The organism is Serratia sp. 506_PEND, from assembly GCF_001076875.1.
In the GTDB taxonomy this organism is placed as follows: Bacteria; Pseudomonadota; Gammaproteobacteria; order Enterobacterales; family Enterobacteriaceae; genus Serratia; species Serratia marcescens.
The window spans coordinates 24,429-29,100 of sequence record NZ_JVEL01000544.1 but is presented as its reverse complement, the minus strand read 5'-3'; the positions used below and the strand labels follow the sequence as shown (position 1 = coordinate 29,100).

At 63.5% G+C, this 4,672-nt stretch carries 2 protein-coding genes; both read left to right on the top strand.

Going from position 1 to position 4,672, the window contains the following annotated elements; genetic code table 11:
• A partial coding sequence (gene hrpB / locus ADK28_RS23675; RefSeq protein WP_048796844.1) for an ATP-dependent helicase HrpB occupies positions 1-1,804 on the top strand: 1,804 nt, incomplete at its 5' end.
• 118 nt (positions 1,805-1,922) lie between these two features.
• A complete protein-coding gene (gene mrcB, locus ADK28_RS23670; RefSeq protein WP_016930056.1) occupies positions 1,923-4,424 on the top strand; it encodes a bifunctional glycosyl transferase/transpeptidase in 2,502 nt (833 codons plus the stop codon).
• Positions 4,425-4,672: the final 248 nt, after the last annotated feature.

Sequence of the window (4,672 nt, the reverse complement as noted above, 5' to 3'; positions counted from 1 at the left end):
GGGATCTTTGCTGCTGTTCCTGCCGGGCGTGGCGGAGATCAATCGGGTGCTGGAGCGATTGACCGGCGAGGTGGCGAGCGATACCGATCTTTGCCCGCTGTATGGCGCTTTGCCTCTGGCGCAACAGCAAAAAGCGATTCAGCCGGCGGCGCCTGGTCGCCGCAAGGTGGTGCTGGCGACCAACATCGCCGAAACCAGCCTGACGATCGAGGGCATTCGGCTGGTGGTGGACAGCGGTCTGGAGCGCGTGGCGCGTTACGACGTGCGCAACGGTTTGACGAGGCTGGCGACGCAGCGCATCAGTCAGGCCTCGATGGTGCAGCGCGCCGGGCGCGCCGGGCGCCTGGAGCCGGGCCTTTGCTGGCATCTGTTCGCCAAAGAACAGGCGGAGCGCGCGGCGGAACATGCCGAACCGGACATTTTGCAGAGCGATCTCACCGGCTTCTGGCTCGAACTGTTGCAGTGGGGTTGCCACGATCCGGCGCAACTGACCTGGCTTGATGCGCCTCCGGCGGCGGCATTGACGGCGGCCAGGGCGCTGTTGCGCCGCCTGGGGGCTACGGATGACGGCGACAAACTCACCGCGCCGGGGCGCCAGATGGCTGCGTTGGGGTGCGAGCCGCGGTTGGCGGCGATGCTGGTCGCCGGCGCGACGCTGAGCGCCGACGGGCTGGCGACGGCGGCATTGTTGGCGGCGTTGCTGGAAGAACCGCCGCGCGGCGGGCAGATGGATATCGGTTATTGGCTGAGCCGCCCGCAAGCGAACTGGCGGCAGCGCGCCGCGCAGTTGGCCAAACGCCTGCCGCAACGTGCGGGGCAAGTCGACGTCGAGCTGGCGCCGCGTCTGTTGGCACAGGCATTTACCGATCGCATCGCCCAGCGGCGTGGCCAGGACGGCCGCTACCTGCTGGCCAACGGCCTGGGCGCGGCGATGAATCAGGACGAGGCGCTGTCGCGCGCCCCCTGGCTGATCGTTCCCAGCCTGTTGCAGGGCCACAACAGCCCCGATGCGCGTATCCTGCTGGCGCTGCCGGTGGACATCGAAGCGCTGGCGGCGCAGCTGCCGGCGATGGTCATGCAGCGCACGGCGGTGGAGTGGGATGAAGAAAAGGGCACGCTGCGCGCCTGGAAACGCCAGCAGATCGGTCGTCTGACGCTGCGCGCTCAGCCGCTGGCCAAACCGGCGGACGAAGAGCTGCAGCAGGCGCTGCTCGACTGGGTGCGCGCGCAGGGGTTGGCGGTGCTCAACTGGGAGGGCGCCGCTGAACAATTGCGGGTGCGCCTGCAGTGCGCGCAAGCCTGGCTGCCGGAGGCGGAATGGCCGGCGATGGATGAAGAGCCGCTGCTGGCGGCGCTGGAGCAGTGGCTGTTGCCGTCGCTGAACGGCGTGCGCGATCTGCGCGGCTTGAAGCAGGTCAACATCGCCGAGGCGCTGTCCCGCCTGCTGGACTGGCAGCAAAAGCAGCGGCTGGATAATGCGTTACCCACTCATTACACTGTGCCGACCGGCAGCCGCCTGCCGATCCGTTATGAGGCCGGTAAACCGCCGGCGCTGGCGGTGCGCTTGCAGGAGGTTTTCGGCGAGCAGCGCAGCCCAATGTTGGCGGAGGGTCGCATCCCGGTGGTGCTTGAGTTACTCTCACCGGCGCACCGGCCGTTGCAAATCACCGGCGATCTGGCGGCCTTCTGGCAAGGCGCCTACCGCGAGGTGCAAAAAGAGATGAAGGGCCGCTACCCGAAACACGTGTGGCCGGACGATCCGGCCACGGCGGTACCGACGCGCCGAACGAAGAAATATCAGTAGGTCGCGATCATTCAAGGTTTGGAATTCAGATGTTTCTTCTGGTCAGCGCTGCGGCGTCGGCACAGATTAAGCGACTAATCATGGCCGGCAGTGTCGGCAAGCTCGGAGAACAACAGCCATGGCTGGGGATGACCGCGAGCCCATCGGGCGCAAAGGAAAACAACCAAAAAGCACCGCGTCGCGCAAGCCGCCGCGCCGTCGCCGAGACGACGATTATGACGATTACGAAGAAGACGAGTATGACGATGATGAGTATGAAGAGGAGGAGGAACGCATGCCGCGTAAGGTAAAAGCGACTCCGCCGCGTAAAAAACGCCGCTGGCTCGGCCTGATTATCAAACTGATCCTGGTGCTCGCCGTCTTGTTGGCGATCTATGGCGTCTACCTGGACTCGCAGATCCGCAGCCGCATCGACGGCAAAGTCTGGCAGCTGCCGGCGGCGGTGTACGGCCGCATGGTCAACCTGGAACCGGGGATGCCGTACAGCAAGAAGGAGATGGTCAACCTGCTGGAAGGCATGCAGTATCGCCAGGTCAGCCGCATGACGCGTCCGGGCGAGTTTACCGTGCAGGCCAACAGCATCGAGATGCTGCGTCGCCCGTTCGACTTCCCGGACGGTAAAGAAGGGCAGATCCGCGCCCGCCTCGATTTCCAGAACAACCGTTTGGCGAAGATCGAAAACCTGGACAGCGGCCGCAGCTTCGGCTTCTTCCGCCTCGATCCGCGTCTTATCACCATGCTGCAGTCGCCGAACGGTGAACAGCGCCTGTTCGTGCCGCGTTCCGGTTTCCCGGATCTGTTGGTGGACACGCTGATCGCCACGGAAGACCGCCACTTCTACGAGCATGACGGCATCAGCCCATACTCCATCGGCCGCGCGGTGCTGGCCAACCTGACCGCCGGCCGTGCGGTGCAGGGCGGCAGTACCCTGACGCAGCAGCTGGTGAAGAACCTGTTCCTGACCAACGAACGTTCGCTGTGGCGTAAGGCCAACGAAGCCTATATGGCGCTGTTGGTGGATTACCGTTACAGCAAAGACCGCATCCTGGAGCTGTATCTGAACGAGGTGTACCTCGGCCAGAGCGGCAGCGACCAGATCCGCGGTTTCCCGCTGGCCAGCCTGTATTACTTCGGCCGCCCGGTGGATGAGCTGAGCCTCGATCAGCAGGCGCTGCTGGTCGGCATGGTCAAGGGCGCGTCGCTGTATAACCCGTGGCGTAACCCGAAACTGGCGCTGGAACGCCGCAATCTGGTGCTCAAACTGCTGCAGAACCAGGGGGTGATCGACGGCGAGCTGTATGACATGCTGAGCGCGCGTCCGCTGGGCGTACAGCCGAAAGGCGGCGTCATTACGCCACAGCCGGCGTTTATGCAGATGGTGCGTCAGGAACTGCAAACCAGGCTGGGCGATAAGGTCAATGACCTGTCCGGCGTGAAGATCTTCACCACGCTGGATCCGGTGTCGCAAGACGCGGCGGAAAAAGCGGTCGAAGACGGCATCCCGGCGCTGCGCGCCGCGCGTCACCTGCAGGATCTGGAAGCGGCGATGGTGATCGTCGATCGCTTCAGCGGTGAAGTGCGCGCCATGGTCGGCGGCGCCAACCCACAGTTCGCCGGTTTCAACCGCGCCATGCAGGCGCGACGCCTGGTCGGCTCGCTGGCCAAGCCGCCAACGTACCTGACCGCGCTGTCCGAACCGGATAAATACCGTCTCAACACCTGGCTGGCGGATGCGCCGCTGTCGCTGAAACAGCCGAACGGCGCCGTCTGGCAGCCGAACAACTACGATCGCAAATTCCGCGGTCAGGTGATGCTGGTGGATGCGTTGGCCAACTCGCTGAACGTGCCGACGGTGAACCTCGGCCTGTCGGTCGGGCTGGATCAGATCAGCGCCACGCTGCAACGCCTGGGGATCCCGAAAGCGGAGATCAATCCGGTGCCTTCGATGCTGCTGGGGGCGATCGGCCTGACGCCGATGGAAGTGGCGCAGGAATACCAGACCATCGCCAGCGGCGGTAACCGTGCGCCGCTGTCGGCGGTGCGTTCGGTGATCGCCGAAGACGGCACGGTGCTGTACCAGAGCTTCCCGCAGGCGGAGCGCATGGTGCCGGCGCAGGCCGCTTACCTGACGCTGTACGCGATGCAGCAGGGCGTGGCGCGCGGGACCTCCCGCTCGCTGTCGGTGAAGTTCCCGAACTACAACCTGGCGGCGAAAACCGGCACCACCAACGATCTGCGCGACAGCTGGTTCGCCGGCATCGACGGCAAGGAAGTGGCGATCGCCTGGGTCGGGCGCGATAACAACGGCCCGGCCAAGCTGACCGGCGCCAACGGCGCGTTGACCCTGTATCGCCGCTATCTGGAAAACCAGACGCCGCTGCCGCTGATGCTGCAGCCGCCGGAAGGCATTAACCAGATGAGCATCGACTCTGCCGGCAACTTTATCTGCGGCGGCGGCAGCTGGCGCACCATCCCGGTCTGGACCGACAATCCGCAGGGATTGTGCCAGGCCAGCCAGGCGGCGGTGCAGCAACAGCAGCAACAGCAACAACCGGCGGCGGGTGAGCAAAAAGATGGCGATGGCGTCGCCGGCTGGATCAAGGATATGTTCGGCCAGTAATCGCTACCGTGGCATCGGCCCCGGTGAAAGTTTTTTCTTTGTTATTAAGCCCGTAACCTTGGTTGCGGGCTTTTTTATTTTTCTGCTCGTTTTATTTCCCTGCTAACCGCAAGGCTAAGCGTCTAATCCTTAACCTATTTGCCCTATGAATTCGGCTTGCAGTTTAATTTGGCTTCTGCATAAAATGCGACGCTTATAATAATTATTATCGTTTACATTCGTCATTTAATTATTCATCAGAGAAATCA